Annotated in this window: 16 protein-coding genes and 1 pseudogene; 2 read left to right on the top strand and 15 right to left on the bottom strand. The window is 34.4% G+C overall.

Annotated elements, in window-relative coordinates:
* Nucleotides 1–13: 13 nt before the first annotated feature.
* Genes PY770_RS00155 through PY770_RS00140 form a run of 4 tightly spaced genes read right to left on the bottom strand, consistent with a single transcriptional unit; the run spans nt 14 to nt 3914 of the window.
* Nucleotides 14–955, bottom strand: coding sequence for an ABC transporter permease (locus tag PY770_RS00155; protein WP_103428527.1), 942 nt, complete (start codon nt 953–955; stop codon nt 14–16).
* Between the two features lie 15 nt (nt 956–970).
* Nucleotides 971–1930 (bottom strand): ABC transporter permease, encoded by a 960-nt coding sequence (locus PY770_RS00150; protein WP_103428528.1) that lies wholly within the window; start codon nt 1928–1930, stop codon nt 971–973.
* Between the two features lie 2 nt (nt 1931–1932).
* Nucleotides 1933–2901: an ABC transporter ATP-binding protein gene (locus tag PY770_RS00145; RefSeq protein WP_275045929.1), complete on the bottom strand. Its 969-nt coding sequence runs from the start codon at nt 2899–2901 to the stop codon at nt 1933–1935.
* The gene (locus PY770_RS00140; RefSeq protein WP_103428530.1) at nt 2898–3914 is read right to left on the bottom strand and encodes an ABC transporter ATP-binding protein; all 1017 of its coding nucleotides are present in this window, start codon (nt 3912–3914) and stop codon (nt 2898–2900) included. The genes PY770_RS00145 and PY770_RS00140 overlap by 4 nt, the downstream gene beginning before the upstream one ends.
* Before the next feature lie 607 nt (nt 3915–4521).
* Here PY770_RS00140 and PY770_RS00135 point away from each other — a divergent pair.
* Complete coding sequence (locus PY770_RS00135; protein WP_163600913.1) at nt 4522–5715, top strand: MFS transporter; 1194 nt, start codon at nt 4522–4524, stop codon at nt 5713–5715.
* 41 nt (nt 5716–5756) lie between these two features.
* Here the strand turns inward: PY770_RS00135 and femX are convergent, their stop codons facing one another.
* A complete protein-coding gene (gene femX / locus PY770_RS00130) occupies nt 5757–6770 on the bottom strand; it encodes a UDP-N-acetylmuramoylpentapeptide-lysine N(6)-alanyltransferase (protein ID WP_103451067.1) in 1014 nt (337 codons plus the stop codon).
* Nucleotides 6771–6905: 135 nt separating this feature from the next.
* A complete protein-coding gene (locus PY770_RS00125) occupies nt 6906–7688 on the bottom strand; it encodes a sulfite exporter TauE/SafE family protein (protein WP_103428533.1) in 783 nt (260 codons plus the stop codon).
* Between the two features lie 350 nt (nt 7689–8038).
* Here PY770_RS00125 and PY770_RS00120 point away from each other — a divergent pair, with 350 nt between their 5' ends.
* Nucleotides 8039–9301 (top strand): MFS transporter, encoded by a 1263-nt coding sequence (locus PY770_RS00120; protein ID WP_163600912.1) that lies wholly within the window; start codon nt 8039–8041, stop codon nt 9299–9301.
* 56 nt (nt 9302–9357) lie between these two features.
* On the opposite strand, the pseudogene spxB reads toward PY770_RS00120, so the two are convergent.
* From spxB to yycF, 9 genes and pseudogenes are all read right to left on the bottom strand, one after another.
* Nucleotides 9358–11172, bottom strand: a pseudogene (gene spxB, locus PY770_RS00115) (pyruvate oxidase).
* Between the two features lie 115 nt (nt 11173–11287).
* The gene (locus tag PY770_RS00110) at nt 11288–12040 is read right to left on the bottom strand and encodes a YibE/F family protein (protein ID WP_103428536.1); all 753 of its coding nucleotides are present in this window, start codon (nt 12038–12040) and stop codon (nt 11288–11290) included.
* A complete protein-coding gene (locus tag PY770_RS00105; RefSeq protein WP_275045928.1) occupies nt 12037–13152 on the bottom strand; it encodes a YibE/F family protein in 1116 nt (371 codons plus the stop codon). The genes PY770_RS00110 and PY770_RS00105 overlap by 4 nt, the downstream gene beginning before the upstream one ends.
* 40 nt (nt 13153–13192) lie before the next feature.
* Nucleotides 13193–13672, bottom strand: a complete 480-nt coding sequence (gene rlmH, locus PY770_RS00100) for a 23S rRNA (pseudouridine(1915)-N(3))-methyltransferase RlmH (protein WP_014081375.1) — start codon at nt 13670–13672, stop codon at nt 13193–13195.
* A gap of 610 nt (nt 13673–14282) precedes the next feature.
* Nucleotides 14283–15086, bottom strand: coding sequence for an MBL fold metallo-hydrolase (locus PY770_RS00095; RefSeq protein WP_056957821.1), 804 nt, complete (start codon nt 15084–15086; stop codon nt 14283–14285).
* Entirely contained in the window at nt 15079–15933 is an 855-nt protein-coding gene (locus tag PY770_RS00090; protein ID WP_168848099.1) for a two-component system regulatory protein YycI, read from the bottom strand. The genes PY770_RS00095 and PY770_RS00090 overlap by 8 nt, the downstream gene beginning before the upstream one ends.
* Nucleotides 15923–17242, bottom strand: coding sequence for a YycH family regulatory protein (locus PY770_RS00085; protein ID WP_225362368.1), 1320 nt, complete (start codon nt 17240–17242; stop codon nt 15923–15925). The genes PY770_RS00090 and PY770_RS00085 overlap by 11 nt, the downstream gene beginning before the upstream one ends.
* Entirely contained in the window at nt 17226–19073 is a 1848-nt protein-coding gene (gene walK, locus PY770_RS00080) for a cell wall metabolism sensor histidine kinase WalK (RefSeq protein ID WP_103428540.1), read from the bottom strand. The genes PY770_RS00085 and walK overlap by 17 nt, the downstream gene beginning before the upstream one ends.
* A gap of 23 nt (nt 19074–19096) precedes the next feature.
* On the bottom strand, nt 19097–19807 hold the full coding sequence (yycF, locus tag PY770_RS00075; protein ID WP_014081370.1) for a response regulator YycF: 711 nt from the start codon (nt 19805–19807) through the stop codon (nt 19097–19099).
* Nucleotides 19808–19832: the final 25 nt, after the last annotated feature.

Here is a 19832-nt window from a genome sequence, read left to right as displayed (position 1 = left end):
ATGATTTTTTTAATTAGCTACCTCTTCTTTGCGAAGCATCAGCTGTTCGACGAAGAACTTGTCCAACATAACTAATTGCTAAACATAAAAGAATGATTTCAAATGCAGCTGGTAACCATGTCCACCAGTATTGAGTAATATTGTTAGGATCGTTAGCATTTGAAATTAAAGTACCAAGTGATGGAGTTCCGTCTGGAAGACCAAAACCTAGGTAAGAAAGTCCAGTTTCAACCCCAATATTTTCCGCAAAAGATAAAGTAGTATCAACGATAATTAATGAAGCGATGTTTGGTAAAATTTCTCGGAAAATAATCTTTAAATTACTTGTCCCAGAAACCTTTGAAGCAGCTACGTAATCTTTTTGCGATTCAGCTAAAGTACTTGAACGAATTAAACGAGAAGTTCCCATCCAATAAAATAATGATAATAAAAGTGTTAAAGTAATCGCATTGTAGTTTGGAATAATTGTTACGATTACGATGATAGTCATCAACATTGGAATAATCATCATGAAATCGTAAACACGTTGCATGGCTAAATCAACATAGCCACCGTAATAACCTGAAACTAATCCATAAACGACACCAAATGTCGATGAGATGGCAGTCAAACCAATCGCAATTAAAATTGAATTACGAGATCCAACAACTAATTGAGAAAAAATTGGACGACCACTTGCGTCAGCACCTAAAATATAGTTACTAAATGGTTTAGCATAGTATCCCATCAAATCAATTTCCATAATATGAGGAACATTTATAAAAAATGAACCAAGAATTACAGCTACGATGAAGAAAACAATAAAACCGGCGGAAACTAAAGCTATTTTATCAGCTTTAAATTCACTCATCATCACCTTAATGGTACTAGGCGTTGCTTCGTTTTCTGCTTCTTTAGATAATTCTAAAAGATCAGCATCAGAGAGCTCGTCTCGTGCGTTAAAATCATAAGCCATTTGTTTTCTCCTTTCCTATTCGACTCTGATTCGAGGGTCAACAATGCTAAGAACAATATCAGAAATTAACGTTCCCATTAAGTTCAAGAAACCATATAGCAAGACCAAAGTAGTAATAACAGTATAATCACGATAATTAACGGCATTTAGGAATAATTGTCCCATTCCTGGATATGAAAAAATCATTTCAGTAAAGATTGATCCAGCTAGCAAACCAGTAATTGAATATCCGGCAAAAGCTGCGATGGGAAGAAGTGAATTCCGAAAAATATGATGTCTATAAATATCTTTTTCTGGAACTCCTTTGGCAACTGCTGTTTTTACAAAAGCAGAATGTTTGGCATCAATTACTTGTGATCTAAGATATTGCACAATATTAACAGTTCCAAATAATGCACCTAACAAACCTGGAAGAATAATGTGTCCCAATCTTGAAAGAATGGTTCCACCCATTCCATTAGCATTTGGTGAAATCGATCCAGAAGTTGGGAACCAACCAAGGGCGTATCCGAAAATCCAAATTCCGATAACCAATACAACGAAGAAAGGAACTGACATCGTAATATAATTAAATACACGAATGATAGTATCTTGCCATTTTCCTTCGTGTTTACCAGCAAAAATTCCTAAAGGTAAACCAATTGCATAAGTTAAAATCATGGTAAATGTTGCTAACCAAAGAGTATTAAGTCCACGTTGTTTAATTAAGTTAATAACTGGCATTTGATATTCATAACTCATTCCAAGTTTTCCATGGAATAAATTAACAACCCAGTGCCAATATTGAACGTACCAGGGATCAAACAATCCATTAGCAGCCATTAAGCGGTGAAGTTGAGCTGGACTAGTTTTGGGATTAATTGACCCACTAAAAGGATCTCCAGGCATTGCTTTTGCTAATAAGAAAACCAAAATGCTAAGGACAATTAATTCTGGAATCATGATTAACACACGACGTAAAATTGTTTTCCACATAATTAATTTTCCTCCTTAATGTCTTTGTATTTCAGTGCTTCTTTAGGTGGCAAAGCAACTAAGTGGCCCTTTGAAACTTCTACTAGCGGATAGGCCCGTCCTTCTTTATCATAGTAATCTTTTTGTTTTTCTTTATATTCTTTTTCAATTTTTTGGCGCCGTTCACGATCTTTATCACGATCGGCAACTCTAGTACTAGGAATTGCAGCTAATAAACGTTGAGTATAAAGATGTTTAGGATGTTTATAAATATCCTCTCGACTTCCAATTTCAACGATTTGACCACGATTCATAATTGCAATTCGATCACACATGTGACGAACAACCCCTAAATCATGAGAAATAAATAAGTAAGAAACTCCCATGTTAAGTTGAATTTTCTTCATAAAGTTCAATACTTGTGCTTGAACTGATAAATCCAAAGCTGAAACTGGTTCATCCGCAATTACCAATTTAGGATTAGTAGAAACCGCTCTTGCGATTCCAATTCGTTGCCGTTGTCCTCCAGAAAATTGATGAGGATACTTGTACAAAGCATCGGGTGATAATCCAACAATTTTCATTAATTGTAAAACTTTAATTTTTTCCTGTTCAGGAGTAAGGTTTTCAAAGTTTTTTAATGGTTCAGCAATAATACTTTCAATTCGTTTTCGTGGATTCAAACTTGAAAATGAATCTTGGAAAATCATTTGAACATCTTGATCGTAATCAATTTCTTTACGGTCTTTGTGACTAGTAACGTCATGACCTTCAAAAGTAATTTCTCCAGAAGTTACTTTTTCCAAACCGATGATGGCACGCCCAGTTGTTGATTTACCTGATCCAGATTCACCAACTAATCCAAATGTTTCACCAGGTTGAATTTCAAAACTAACTCCATCAACCGCACGAACATTGTCAACCACTCCGTTAAAGAATCCTCCTCTAATCGGGAAGTGAACTTTTAAATTTTTAACTTTAATTAAACTCATGCGTCACTTTCCTCCTTAAAGTAAAAATCTTGATAACAGGTACAACGAACTTCGTGGCCATGACCTAATTTATGCATACTTGGATTTTCTTCATGATCACTTGCTGGAATCCAAGGAATTCTTGGTGCAAAAGCATCCCCAGTTGCTGGCATGTTTTGTAATGAGGGAACTGAACCTTCGATTACGTATAGTTCATCGCTTTCGCTGTCAACTTGTGGAATTGATTTTAATAATGATCTGGTATAAGGATGTTGTGGATTGTTAAATACTTGATCAACATTTCCTTTTTCAACAATCTTTCCAGCATACATAACGTGAACATAATCTGCAGTTTCAGCAACTACTCCTAAATCATGAGTAATCAAAATGATACTTGAATGATTTTCTTTCTGAATATCTTTTAAAAGATCCAAAATTTGAGCTTGGATAGTTACGTCCAAAGCGGTCGTTGGTTCATCAGCAATGATGAAATCTGGTTTACAAGCAATCGCAATTGCAATCACAATTCTTTGTCTCATTCCACCAGACAATTGGTGAGGAAATTGATGAGCAGTTCGCTTAGGATCAACAATTCCAACTTGGTCAAGTAATTCAAGTACTCGAGCACGTCTTTCTTGCTTGCTCATGTCTGTGTGGTAGATCAAAACTTCTTCAATTTGGTCTTCAATTCTTTTTAAAGGATTCAATGCTGATAAAGGATCTTGGAAAATCATTCCAATCTTAGCTCCTCTAATCTTGTTGTAATCTGCTTCACTAATTTTAGTTAAGTCTTGTCCTTCGAAATCAATTTCTCCAGTAATCTTAGTTTCGCTAGGATCTTGTAATCCCATAATTGAATTAACTAGTGTACTCTTTCCACATCCAGATTCACCTACAATTGCTAAAATTTCATCTCGTTTAATTTTCATATCAATATCGGAGATTGCTTTATAAAATTTGTTGTTAATTTTAAAAGATGTAGTTAAATCTTTAACAGTTAGAATCGTTTCGTGTTTAGTTGCAGATTCTGTCATGTTATTTCCTCCGAATTCGTTTGCTTTTTAAAAATTGATTTTTTATCACAATAAGCTATTAAAAACCGACCGTCAAGCAATATTTTTATTTTTTATTAATGATTTTTGCGAACAATTAATTTTTGTTTTCTAAAGAAAGCGATTACATAGTTGATATTAAAGCAATCTTTTTCTGCAAAATTAACAAAAAAGAAAAAGTAAAAAAATTAATTAATTTTTAATTAATCATAACAAAAATATAAAAAACACAAATAATTAGTGTCATCTTTCGTGATATGCTGGAAATTTATTTAAATTTTCAACAGAACGTTCTTATTAATCTACTTAAAATCATTCAGTTCCCATTTTAAGGATGACTTTGTGAAATAAAGTATAATCGAATTACTTTCTTTAACAGGTATTTTAAATATATAATAGTAGAAACACGAAAAATAAAATTATCAATTAAAGCTCTTTTTCATTCGTTAACTAACATTTCAAAAACCATCCGAACAACATATAGTTCGGTTTTAGTTTCTTAATATTTTTAAATTAATTACAAAAGTTCTGATTTACGTTAGATTCGTGCTAAAATAATTCTTATTATTAATTTAAAGGAGTCTTGCCATTGGCAAAAGAAACTAAACGGGCCATCTTGATTATCGTGCTAGCCAACTTCATCATTTGTTTAGGTTGGGGACTAATAATTCCGGTGGAACCATTTATTAAAATTGAATATCATTTAACGGCTGGACAAATGGGATTTATGACCTCACTGTATGCTTTTGCCCAATTTGTTTTCTCACCAATTGTTGGTAAAGTTTCGGATAAATATGGAAGAGCTCCAATTTTAACTACTGGACTACTCCTCTATATGGTTGCAGAATTGCTTTTCGCCGTTGCTGGAACCGTCTTATGGTTTAACATTTCTCGGATTATCGGTGGAATTTCAGCAGCAATGGTGGGGACCACCTCAATGGCTATGGCTGCTGACCTTTCAAGCGATAAGGATCGGGCCAAGGTAATTGGTTGGATTTCAGCTGCATTGAGTGGTGGATTAATCATTGGACCAGGAATTGGAGGTGTGTTGGCTAACATTAGTTATAAAACACCCTTCTGGTTTGCTGGAATTTCCGGTTTAATTGCTGCCATTGTCTTTATGGTCGGCCTTCCCCAACATTTGAAAGCTCAAAGCCATGGTGATTTAGTGGATGGAATTTCCATTACCGAAAAAGGATTTAAATCGATTATGAACAAAGCTGTCATTATTTTGTTTGCGATGATTTTAATTTCCTCGTTTGGACTGGCCGGTTTTGAAAGTATCTATACTTTGTATGTTAACCAAGTTTTCCACTTTACCTTAAACGAAATTGCTTTAGTGTTAATTTTGAATGGGATTTTCTCATTAATTCTCCAAGTTGTTTTGTTTGATCGAATGGTAAATATGTTTAGTGAAATCGGCTTAACGCGAATTTGTTTCGCCATCGGAACCTTAAGTACCGTCTGGATATTAGTCGCTCATACCCAGATAGAAGTGATCATTGCTACCTTATTCATCTTCTGTTCTTTTGATATCCTTCGTCCTTCCATAACGACAATGTTGACGCGGTTTGGGAAAAACAATCAAGGATTAATCAACGGAGTTAACATGTCTTTAACCAGCATTGGAAACATTATCGGACCTGTTTTTGCTGGTGGTTTGATGGATATTAATCCGCACATCCCTTACATTATTGTTGCTGTAATCTTAGGCATCTCTGCTCTCATTACCTTTATTGTGAGCCATGAAATGAAAATCAATCAAAACATTAAAACTAACTAAAAAGCAGACCTCAAATTTGAGATCTGCTTTTTTCATGTAGATTAATCTTTCACTAATTCTTTGTAAACATCGTCATCAAGAACTGCATCGATTTCTCCGATGTATTCCACGGGAGCGGCTTTCACAAAAGTATGTTTAAAGACCCATAGTGGATCACTGGTTGATTCACTTTCAATTCCACCCATATCGTACAAGGTTATGTCAGGTTCATCAAGCGCCCATTGAATCATTTCAGTTTGCACTGCGTAAGGAGCATAGTAAGTATTGCCATCCATTGAACCAGCATAGACATACCAAATCTTGTCTCCATACTTCAAAACAATTCCAGTTGAAAGCAATTCCCCATCGCGTTTGGCAACGTAAATCCGCATGGTATTTTCATCAAAAGCATCTAACATCCGTTGAAAATATTCCTTAGGACGATAAGTAATGCCATGACGATTAGCCATCGTTTGATAAGTCGTGTAAAAGGCATCAATGGCAGCTGCATCATGTCCCCAGGTAACTTCCACTCCATCACGAATTGGGCGTTTCAATTTACTTTTAGTTTTAGAAGGATATAAATCTAACGTTTTTTCTTTACCAGGAAAATTAGCTAAATCTAAGACCATATTCAACCGTGGTTGAATGGTGGCGTGCATTCCTTCATCAGCAACATTGCGGTTCCGCGTTTTATAGCCACGTTTTTTTAATTCATCATTTAATTCATCTGAATATTCAATTTCTGGATCCATCCGTAAAACGTAAGCATCCGGTAAAATTTTTTTAGCTTCGGCAACTAATTTATCCAAAAGATCGAGGTCAAATCGGTCAGCAATGATTGGTCCCTTTGAAGCATAGGCAAACTTTTTTCCTGCGGGAGTATCAGTTAACAACATTGACATCGCTGCCACGATTTCTCCGTTTTCGTTTTCAACAAATACTTCGCGTGATTCCCAATTATTTTTAACTTTTGCCCAACCAAGGTCTTGGGTAAGACGTCCCTCTTTAGTACTACGCATAAATTTTTCGTAACGTGCTACCATTTCTTTATCTTTTTGGTCTAAAACTGGCATCTAATTCCCACTCCTTCTAAATTATCTATTAGTGCTAATTATAGCATAATTACACTGGTAATAATCGAGGCCAAACTGGTTAAAAAAGAGTAAAAAACTCACCTTTCCTAGTGAAAGATGAGTTGGTTTTTATTTTTATAAATAAGCTTTGTAGCCCAAGTAACCGGCTAACACAAATGAAGCAATTGCAATTAACATTCTAAGCATTTTAACGTTCACATGCCGCACAATTAGTGGACCAGTATAACCACCAATTAGCAAACCAATTCCAAGTGGGACAACGGCAGCCCAATCAATCGTGGCTTTGAAAATGAATAATAGCATGGCAGCGACATTACAAATACAACACATAAAGTTTTTCACTGCATTATATTCGGCAAACCCTTCGTGAGTAATTACTCCCAAAATAGCGAGTAAAACTACCCCTCCAGCGGCTCCAAAATAACCCAAGTACCCACCGACAAATACAATTCCAAAGTAACTAATTAATTTAATAATGCGCTCTTTATGTGGATTTCGACCATCACGTTTTAATTTAGTTCCAACGTTACTTTCTGTTCCTCTACCAGAAATAATTAGCAAAATTCCAGCTGATAAAATGAAGAATGGGACTACTTTTTCAAAGGTCGAAGCTGGCGCGATTAACAAAAGCGAACTACCGATAAAACTACCAATGACGGCTAGAATCGTATAACCCATTACTCGATGCCACTGACCTTTTAATTCTCGCATTGAAGCAGGAATAGCTCCTAGTCCAGTACTAATCAAAGCCACCGTATTAGAAACATTGGCAACCACTGGCGGGATTCCTACAATTAACAGAGCTGGATAAGAAACAATTGATGCCAATCCAGCAATCGTTGCTAATAACCCCGCGAAAAATCCAGCAACAATTAAAAATAAAATAGTTAATAACATTTTTTAGAAATCTTCTTTCTATATGCGAATTGTCTAGCGTTATTACCCATTATACATGAAATTATTCTTAACTCGATGGGCGCAATGAAATTAAAAATTTAAATTAGCAATTTATTTTAATAATAATCAAATCAGCAGCTAAATAATTCGTGTATCAACATCAAACGTCTACTTTTTAACTTTAATGTTTGTCTTTCTGTCGACTTTCTGTATAATGTTTAATAATATAGAAAAATCGGAGGTTTTAGAATTATGTCAAAATCAAGAACTGTCCTTATTCATTCAAAATAACAAAGTAGCTCGAATTAATCCTTCAATACACAAGCTACTTATTGAGGAGTTCTTATCATATGAAAAGTTTAAAAAATCCCGTAGTACGTTATCTCTTAATTTTATCCACGATTGGAGTATTAGGAAGTAGCCTCTATCGTATTGTTTTAGTCCAATATGCAGCTACATTAGAATTTGCTAAATGGGCAATCGTTTTCGTTTCTGTTTCACAAATTATGCCCTTTTTGTTACAGGTAATTCCTGGAAAATATGCTGATAAAACCAAACAAAAATTTGGAGCAATGTTTTATACCCAGTTAATCGCTGGATTTATGTTTATTGTAATTGGTTTATTACTAGATTTACGCAGTTGGTTTGCCTTAGCAATCATTCTTTTTCTTGACGCAATTGTTACTTTGATTTCTATCTATGAAAGCGGTCTAATCGTTGTAATTCAAAAAAGATACATCTGCAAAGAACTTATGGAATCTTCTACAGGCTTGATTAGTGGATTATCGATCCTAATCAGTATGTGTGGTCAATCAATCGGGGTTGGAATTTTATTAATCTCCCATAACGATTTTCAAATTGTTGCTTACATAAATTCATTAACTTTTTTCATCTCGTCAGCTTTTATTTACTTAAATCGAAAAAAGTTTAATGATAAAGGGCTAGCAAAACTTGTTCAAAATTCTGTTTCACATGAAACAATTGAACCAAAAGAAAAGATTAGTAAATCTCAATTTTGGAACAATGTAGAAAATGTCTTTCAAGCTAATCCTTATATTATGTTGACCAGCTTAGTTTTTGAAAATTTTGTTTTCTCGGGGATGTTCGCATACGTAAGCATTACTTTATTAAACGATAAATACATTAAACTCCCCTATTCCGTTAGCATTTTAATGTTTTCTGTTTCAATGGGTGCCGGATATTTACTCGGTAGTATCTTCGCTGACAAAATGCTCAACCATGTGCCCCTACCGTTAATTAGTATGGTGGTCGATTCTCTAACAATTTGTTTCTTTATTTCAATGTTTATTTTTCACCAAGATTATTTTTCTTTTGCAATTATTTTCTTGATTTATCTCTTGTTTGGTAAATTCGATACTAAGATTTATTCGCGAACGGTGGTAGCTGTTGATGAAAAAATCTTAGCAAGTTTTCGAACTAAAATGAGTTCCATGGTTAATGCATCCCTTCCAATTGGAACCTTTGCATTACCTTTTATTGCAACTACTATGGGAAATATGTCTAGTTGCTTATTAGTGATTTTCTGTATGGCAGTTAATCTAGTTATTTTATTATTTGCTACTAAGGAAGCTTTTAATTTAAAAAAGGCTTAATTTAAACAATAGCAAAAAACGTCTAAATTTTTTCAAATTTAGACGTTTTTCTTTTTTTAAAGTTTTACATCATATTCAGCAAAGTAGTCAGTTAGTGGTTTTAGATTTTCACCATCAAATTTATTGAATAATTCTGCTAAACTATAAGTTTTACCTTCTTGTTGAAGATATCTTGGGTTGACTTTTTCTTATAATTTACCATCCGTAACCTTAACCATTAAATCTTCAACTGGCAAAGCACGATGATCATTAATTTCAATATCAAGCAAGAATGGTTTTCCAGCTTGAGTAGCTTTTAAAGCAGTATCAAATGCTGATGGAAGTTCAGAATAATTCTTAACTTTAAGTGCATCAATACCCATTCCTTTAGCAATCATTGAGAAGTCTTGACGTTGTAAATCAAGTCCAAAGATGTCCATTGGAAGATCTTCTTGTTCTCCTTCGATAAAGCTTAAATCACCATTTTGCGTAACGATGTTGATAATTGGAAGATGGTATTTAACCATGGTAACCAAATCTTGCATAACCATTGATAAAGCACCGTCTCCAGCAATGTTAAAGACTTGTTTATTTGGTTCATCTAACTTAGCTGCAATTGCACCTGGAACTCCAGAACCCATTGTGGCAAACAAAGCTGAGATAAGCCAACGGTTAGTAGGTGCCAAATTCAAGTATCTAAAGGTGCTGATAATGTTATCACCCACATCAATTGAAAAGATAGAATCTTGGTTAGCAATCCGATTAACTTGTTCGTAAACTTGTGCAGGAGAAAGACTTTCATTTTGACTAGCTTTAATTTGTGCTAAATAAGCTTTCCAATTCTTTTGGTCAGCTACAGCTGCTTTAAAGAATGCTGATTCAGGAACTGGTTGACTTGCAGCAATTGCTTTTTCAACAAAGCTTGTTGCGTCAGACCAAATTGCTAAATCAGGAACATGATGACGACCAAGTTCAAGCTTAGAATTATCAATTTGAACATATTTAAAATCATGACCAGCATAGTAACTGTTAGCAAATGGGAAGTCTCCTCCAATTGCAATCACTAAATCTGCAGTTCCAAGAATTTCGTCAGCTGCTTTAGAAGCGGCCCGATTAGCAGTTCCTAGATTACCTTCATAGTTTGGATCAATTAAACCAATTGCTAAACCATCCATAATCAATGGAATTTGAAGCTGTTTTGACAATTTGATTAATTTGTCTCCGCCTTGTTTAATTCCACGACCAACATGAATAACAGGACGTTTTGCAGATTTAACCATGTCTAAAAATTCAGAAACTTCAGTGTCTGTTGCAACTGGTTCTGGAGCTGTTTTTTCGTAAGTTGCAGAAGCTGAATCATACTTAACATCGGGAATTTGTGCAAACCCAAAGTCATTAGGAATTACAACCACTGCAACTCCTTTTTGAGCATAAGCTTCATGAATCGCACGGTCAATCACGTGAGGCAAACTTTCTGGGCTCATTACTACTCGATCGTAAACAGCTACATCAGAAAAAATAGGAGCTTCAGGCATTTCTTGGAAATAATTGTAGTTCATATCGTTATGTCCAACTTGACCTACCAATGCTAACATAGGAACTCGATCTTCTTTAGCATCGTACAAACCATTGAGCAAGTTAACTGCACCAGGACCAGCTGAACCAAATGCTACTCCAATTTTTCCAGTTAATTTAGCATGAGCGGCGGCTGCAAGAGCACCAACTTGTTCGTGACGAATTTGAATGTATTCAATATTATTTTTTTCTTCATCTAATGCATGGAGGGTTGAATTAATTGAACCACCAGGATAACCATAAATTTGTTTAACCCCATAAGCTTCAATCACTTTTAACATTGCTACTGCTGCGGAAATTATTTTTACATCTTTCATAATGATAACTCCTTTATTTGGCCTAAGTATATTCTCCTTTGTAAGCGTTTACAACACTTTGACTTATGAATTTAATCACAAAAAATACGCTATCAAATGACAGCGTATCAAGTGTTTATATCGTTGTTTTTTTATGACGTAAAAAGATTCCAATCGTAACAGGAATCGTTAAAATTACTCCAATTGAAGAAATTAAAGTCATGATAAATTCCGAAATGAAAATTTTATCATTAATGATCATACCAAAACTATAATTCAGACGTGAAAACCAGATAAACAAGGCTAGTAACTCTCCGTAAAAACCAAAGAACAACGTATTAAACGCGGTTCCAATGATTTCTTTTCCAATTAATAACCCCTCACTACGCAATTTAGCTCTGGTAATCGTCGGATTATGCGCTTCAATTTCAAATAAACCAGTGGCAATGGCAATCGAGGCTTCTGCCACTGCTCCCAAGCAACTTAAAATCGTCATTGCACACGAAACATCAAGGAATTTAACACCCAGTTGGAGTGACAATCCTTCTAAGTCTTCGGTATTTTCAGGACCAAAACCTTGAACTTGCGCCCACTGTTCAATTGGAATAATTAGTAAAATTACTATTCCAACCACAATCAAAGATGTGATGAAAGCAATATCCGCATTTCTCCCTTGTTGATTACCAAAGTAAATCGAAATCACCAAGATAATCACCGCGTTAATCAGCGTCACAATTAAATAGGGAAAACCGTACGAAATTAAAACCACTGAAATAAATACCAAACAGAAGTTAAAAATTAAGCCTAAAAAAGAAACGAACCCCTGTTTTCCACCAGCCAATAACATTGATCCAAATAAAATTAATACTAATAAAGTTATCGTTGTCATTTGATCACCTTCGTTTTGCAAATTGCCCCAGCAATCAAGCCAGTAATTGGAACGGTTAATGCAATTCCAATCCCACTAATCAAACTTTGAACAATTCCTAATGACATAATCATGGAATAAGAATAACCCCAACTGTTTCCGTTTTTCAAAAAGAGTACCATCATGGGAAAAGTTCCAGCCACAAAAATTAAAAATAACACGTTAATCAAAGGTCCCATAATGGAACGTCCAATCTTACGAGCATCTTCAAATAGTTGCCAAAAAGTTAACGTTGGTTCCTCCCGATTAACCGCAAACAGACTTGAAGTAATGTCAGCTGATAAATCCATAATTGCCCCTAATGAGCCAATCATACTTCCGGCAAAAAAGAGCGGTAACCGTTGCTGCGTCACGTAGTCCATCATTTCAAATTTCATGCCACGTTGATGGGTAACCGAAAGGACGAGATAAGCAATTAAAATTGCCGAAAACGTGCCTAGAATCGTGGCCGCAATTGCCACGACTGTTTCTTTAGATTTCCCAAAGATTAGTAAAGCCGTTACCATCGTAAAAATAATTGAAAGAATTGCGAATAGGATAAACGGATTGAAATTTGTGTGGACATCCAGCTCAATAGCCACCATGAATAATAAGGCATTAACGACCAAACTCAATAGTGCCATCGACCCGCGAAATTTAAGAATTATTAACAAGAATGTAATTGTCAACCAAATTAGAAAAATCACTGTTGTATCCCGCTTAAATCCAGTAATCATAATTGAGGATGCTTTTAATTTCTGACTCCCAAGATGAACGAAAATCTGTTGTCCTGGATGATATTCTTGATCAGTTGCAGTAGACCCGCTAAATTGATTTTGGGCTTTGACTGTTTTTCCTGCATCTTTTCCATTCAAAATCTTCAATGTTAATTTTTGATTTTCTTGATAATCACGATTTTGAAATTCATCGGTCGTATTCGTTTTTCCATAATTATGAACTTGTTCCACTTGAGCCACGGTTTGTTGGTACAAAGGGGCATCATAATGCGTAAACAAAATTGCAACTACGCCAACAATCAAAATAATTAAAATCGTGAGCCACTTAATCTGAACCTTCGGCTTAATTCTTGTCAAAATTACATCTCCCAAAAACTTTTTACCTCTAAGTTTAGCATTATTTATGATAAGGGCTTCCATTATTAATCATAAATGCACGATAAATTTGTTCACAAAATACTAATCGCATCAATTGGTGAGGCAAAGTAAAACGGCCAAATGAAATTGTATCATTTGCTCGTTTCATTACTGCATCCGAAAGACCAAGTGATCCACCAATCACAAATGTAATGTCAGAATGGCCATAGGTCGTTAAATCTTTAATTTTAGCGGCGAATTCTTCGGAGCTAAATTGCTTACCTAAAATTGCTAACGCAAACACAAATTCTTTATCACCAATTTTACTGAGAATCCGTTCTCCTTCTTTTTGCTTTACCTCATCCATTTCAGCTTCACTTAAAGACTCAGGTGCTTTTTCATCAGAAACTTGCACAATTTTAAATTTACAAAAACGAGAAAGTCGTTTTTCATATTCCGAAATTCCATCACGAAAATATTTTTCTTTAACTTTTCCCACTACTACTAATTTGATGTTCATAACTCGACTCCTTTTAACAGTTTATCCACAAAGTTATCCACAGAAATCACAATCGAATGCTTCTTTTTGTGTATTTATCCCCAACGCTTTTTTCTCACTTGTTGTCAATTTATTTTTTATTTCACACCTTTTTCCACAGCAACGTATGTTCGTTAACACAAAATTAATTGGCTGAAACGCTTGTTATTAAAGCATTTAAAAAAATATTTTGAATGTTTCTCAAAGTTATCCACACACGTTATGGATAACCATCCGAATTTTATTAACTGCTAACAAATCCTTAAGTGACAAGCTTTAACGTATCCACGGATAGTTGTACACAGGTTTATCCACAACTTGTTGACTGTGATTTTTTTGGTTGTTTATTTTTCTTAATTATCAATTTTAAATGTTATCATTCGTTCGTAATTAAAAAAATAGGCTAACGGAATGTTACTAAAACTTTTTCGATTTTTCCGCTTCCTTTTATCATTATAGCTGACTTTTTACTTTAATTTTTTCATTTTAACAAAATCCACATTTCGTTAGGTTGTATCATACTAATTTTATAATATCCGTTTCAGCAACTTATTCACAAAAAAAGTGCGATTATCAGTTGGATAATCACACTTTAAAGCGTATATAAATCTGAAGGTTTTTCTACATCAGTTCCGTGTAGTTGAAAACTTTTTCCAACGCCTAAACCATTATTTTTCATCATTGAAGCCACAGTCAAACGTTGTAATTCCTTAGTATTGTTATGATGACTACGGTGGGCTAAGAAAATATGCTTTGTTTTGGGACCCATAACATCCATTAAAACTTCTGTTCCTTCGACATTTGATAAATGCCCTGTATCACTTTGAATTCGAAGCTTCGTATAATATGAATAATCACCATTCATCAACATATCAGTATCATAATTACATTCAAACAAATAGCCATCCGCATCGCGAATGATACCGGCAACATTATCAGAAATTGTTCCAGTATCAGTCACAATTACAAAACTCTTACCATTGTGATGATAATTATAGAATTGTGCCTGAGCAGCATCATGGGAAACGGCAAAACTTTCCACATCTAAATCATCAAAAGATTCCGTTTTATTGGGATCAAAAATGTATTTTTGTTCAACTGGAATTTTTCCAATTTTGGAGTTCATGGCATTCCAGGTTGGTTCATTAGCATAAACATTCATTCCATATTTACGAGCTAAAATACCCACTCCCTTGGCATGATCCGTATGCTCATGGGTTACAAACATTGAATCAACATCTTTTAAATCTTTGCCGATTGATTTCATCATTCGCTCAATTCGAATTCCAGATAACCCTGCATCTTGAATAATTTTATGCTTTGGAGTTTCAATATAGGTACAATTTCCGCCACTTCCACTTGATAAGACGCAAATTTTAAAATCATCATTATTCATCTTTACTGTTCACACTTTCTAATGATTGTTGACTTTGTTCCGTATTATGAACTTGTTCTGTTTTAAATGAGGCCCCTGTAAAGGCATTAATGCGATGAATTTGAACATCAGAAGATGCTTTAGTTTTTGTTGTAATAATCCAAGTTGGAATATAAACGTCTTTTCCGTTAATATGCAATAACTTAGTATAGCCCAACTTTGTCCAAATAACGTCAGAATTATTGGGAATTCCATTATGTTGATACAAGTAAATTACAGCTCGTTCTTGAGAAATTAAATCAGTTTTTTCATGCAAAACTCTAATGTCATTAAGTTTTTGTTGTGTATACCCAGACAACCGGTCATTAGCATTCAAGTTAAAGGTAATTCGACCTTCTGAAGTGTAGAAAATTCCATCAATTGCCTTTTGATCATAAACTAACTTAGACTTCGTTGAATCAACTTGATTAAACTCATATTGCGTCCCTGCTAAGACGAAACCTGGCTTCTTCAGTAACTGATTAATTGTTTTTTCAGGATGTTTTTGATCAACTTTAAGGGGACTGTAAAATGTACTACTAATGGTGTCACTATCGTCTATACGTGCATCTTGATCTCGTAAATAATTAATTTCCTTTTCAAGATCAGTATCTTGCGTAGCTGCTATGTAATACCCATCCTTTTTTTGATCAGACAATTTACCTACTGAAATGTTATCACGTTTCATTTCTTTGATGACAGTACCATTAACATTTTCCGAAGCTGTATTATCGTTTTGAATATTATTGTTTTTCGTCATTAATATTAAAAAGATATCAATCACAATAAAGGCAAAGAGGAAGACTTCTTGAATTCGTTTAAAGTTCATTTGAATTCCCCTTTCCAATTTGTGTATCTAAGGAACGATAATTAATCCATTGGTTGTTAATTTTAATAAACCAACTTGGTTGTAAGGTTACAATCAACTTATTTTGGTTATCAGGAATTACTTGATAACCAAGTCTAATTCCATTAATTTGTTTCATATTAACCCCACTATTTTCCAAATCAATCAATAAATTCCGTGAATTTGGAAGAGTAATGGTTTGTTTATCTGTCGGAACGGGAACTTCAAAATCTCGTAATGAAAACGCAAAACGTTCCACATTTCCATTCATAAATCTGTAATTATAAACTCCAAGTTGTTGATCACTGTAAATTGGAAACCCTTCAATGTAAAGTCGATAATTAACGTTTTGTTTCTTAGGGTTATAGGTATCAAACTTAGTATTTTCCAAGGAAATTCCCAGTTGAACAGCATTTTGGTATGCAGATTTTAGGGCTCCAATTTGTGAAGTGATTTTTTGATTAGGTCGATAGTTGTTATAGATTACGTCATCATTATTATCAAACGTCAAATCTTGATTTTGAGAACTACAAATGGTTTTATCTTTTTGATGTTTAACTGATGCCGCAGTTGTATTTCCTATAATTCGATTCAAATAAGAATTTTGGGTTTGCTCCTGCAACATATAACCGTAATCCTTCATCTTAACTTGATTAGGGAAATAGATGTAGGGATTTCCGTTAACGGAACGTAATTCGATTCGATTTTTATTCATTTTTTGATTAAGAATTTGCTTAATCGTTTTTAGTTTGAGAGTGCCAACTTTAACTTTATAAATTGTATATTTATCGTCATTTAATAGATAAACATAATGATAACTACTCTTTAATGGCACAATTAATCGTTTAACATCGCCTTTATCTTTAAACTGACTATAGTGAAGAATTTGAGCTAACATGTCAGATGAAATCGGATTATTGTAATTTAACATCAATGAATCCGATTTATTAAGCATCTGATTGTATTGCTTTTGATTCCCTTGAGAAACTCTTTCAATGTGAGAGTAATGATAATCTTGCATCGTTTTAAAAATTTCAGAAACTAGGTTGGTAGAAGAACTAGTAAGCAATTCTTTTCCTTTATCCGAATTTTGAATTAATTGTGTCGGCGAATAAACATTAATCATTTTACGAGCAGTTTCATCAGTATTTAAAGTAGTTGCTTTCTTTTCATGCACCCTTCCACTAAAACGAGCTGGATTGGTTAGTAAAGAAACTGACAAAACTACACTAATTAAAACTGCGATTCCTAATAAAATTGGTAATGTATATCGTCTAAGCTTCGCCATCATCCCACAAGTCCTCCTCAACTGTTTCACAAGGTAAAGTAATATAGAACGTCGATCCCTTACCTTCAACACTATTTACGTGGATATTACCGCCAAATGATTCAACAATTTCTTTTGAAATTGCAAGTCCCAATCCACTACCACCTTGGGCACGTGCTCGGGCTTTATCGACTCGGTAAAAACGATCAAAAATATGTTTAAGTGCTGCTTTAGGCATCCCTAGCCCCTGATCGGAAATACTCATCACAATCCGGTTATGATTTTCATAAAGTCGACAAGTAATCACTCCCCCATCAGGTGAGTATTTAACGGCGTTATTCATGATATTATCGATTACCTGCGTAAATCGATCTGTATCAATTTCTGCCCATAGATCTTGTTTCGTAAAATCACGCTTAATCTTATAAGTTTTCTTAGTATCATCACTTCTAACAATCATGTCAAATTGGTCTAATACGTAATTAAATAAGCGATTAATATTTACTAATTCAGTATTATAACTTTGTGTACCAGAATCCATCCGTGACAACGTCAATAAATCATTAATCATCCGAATCATTCGGTTAGTTTCATCTTGAGTAACCTTTAAGAATTTAGGTGCTAATTTTTTATCTTCCCAAGCTCCGTCCAACAAGGCTTCAATATAAGAATGGACACTAGTTAAAGGAGTTCTCAATTCGTGTGAAACATTTGATACAAACTGGCGTCGGTCAGCATCAATCTTTTGTTGGGCCGTAACATCATGAAACACACAAACAATCCCATTAATAAAACCGGATTTACGTTGAATCAATGAAAAATGCGTTGAAAGAATTAACTGATGTTCATCGTTAGAAAAATCTAGAATAATTTGTCCGGGATCATCAATTAAATTCTTTAAAGTGTACTTATTTTGCAAATTTAAAACATTTAAAATCGGACGGCCAACTACTTGATCTTTTTCATCGTTTAACAAATCAAGTGCTTCATCATTAACAATTGTTACAATTCCTCGTCGATCAGTTGCCATAACCCCGTCGGTCATATTATCAAGAACTGAGTCCAAACGCCGACGTTCTGATTCTGTTGATTCTTGTGATTCTTCAACTTGAACGGAAAGATTGTTAACAGCATGAGCTAGTTGTCCTAACTCATCGTTTCCGTAAACTTGAACGTGTCCAGAGTAGTCTCCTCTAGCAATTTGTTCAGTCTGTTTCTTTAATTCATCAATTGGTTTAGTAATGGCCCTTGAAATAACTAAAGTAAGAATCACTCCTAAAATAATTGATAAAACAGCAGCAAAAAGATAAATGGTCGTAATTCGATTAATATTTTGATAAACCGGTCTTAAATTGGCCCGAATGTAAACGACCCCTTCAATATTATTTTGATTTTTTGCACTATTAATTAGTGGTTTAACCATCGTATAGTAACGACTGTTGTTATTTGAAGAATTCTTTTCAATTGTTTTTCCACTATAAAGAGCACTCTTGATGTCACTATCAGTGTTTTTTTGTCCCACTAGATATTGTTCACTAGTTTGACTAGTTCCACGGATATTATCACGAGCATCAACCACCGTTATCTCATCAACGTTACTAAAATCGGCGTCTTGTAAGATGGTTCGAATTTGTTTATTTGCTTTTATTTGATTTTTATTAGTTAATTGCTTTTTTAAAGAGGTATTAACATAGGGCTTAAGCTGGATTGAATCCTTAAAAGTAGTTAAATTTTGATACTCTAGTTGCCGCACGAAGACTGTTCCCACAATTTCAAGGGTTAATAACATCATTAATACGAAAACAAGGGCAATCTTAAAATGAATTGATTTAAAAATTTTCCATTTTTGCTTCATTATGATTCCCTCTTACCTAATTATTATTTTTCTTCAGCACTACGAACGTAATAACCAACACCACGACGTGTGACAAGCCATTTAGGTTGACTTGGATCATCTTCAATTTTTTCTCGTAAACGACGAACCGTCACATCAACCGTCCGAACATCACCAAAAAAATCGTAACCCCAAACGGTTTGAAGAAGGTGTTCACGAGTCATAACTTGTCCGGCATGTTGTGCTAAATAATGAATTAATTCAAATTCACGGTGAGTTAAATCAACGGTTTTCCCGTTCTTAGTAACTGAGTATGAATCGGGATGCACAGTTAAATCACCAAATGTAATTTCCCGCTTTTCATCGTCTTCTTTGCTACTATTTTCACTGGCAACTGACTGACGTCGTAAATTAGCTTTTACTCGGGCAACCAGTTCCCGGTTAGAAAATGGTTTAGTAACATAGTCATCGGCACCGATTTCTAGTCCTAACACTTTATCTAATTCAGAGTCTTTGGCAGTTACCATGATAATCGGCATATTATGCGTTTTTCTAACTTCCTTTGCAACTTCTAAACCATCAATTTTAGGAAGCATGATATCTAAAATTATTAAATCAGGTGTATTTTCCTCAACTTTTTTTAAGGCATCTTCACCATCATAAGCAACTTCAACTTCGTATCCTTCTTTTTCTAAACTAAATTTTTCAATATCGGTAATTGGTTTTTCATCATCTACAACTAAAATTTTAGACATAATTTTTATCTCCTGTTATTGTACG

The sequence above is a fragment of the Fructilactobacillus sanfranciscensis genome, assembly GCF_029023685.1.
Lineage (GTDB): Bacteria > Bacillota > Bacilli > Lactobacillales > Lactobacillaceae > Fructilactobacillus > Fructilactobacillus sanfranciscensis.
This window is presented reverse-complemented; position numbering and strand designations above follow the sequence as displayed.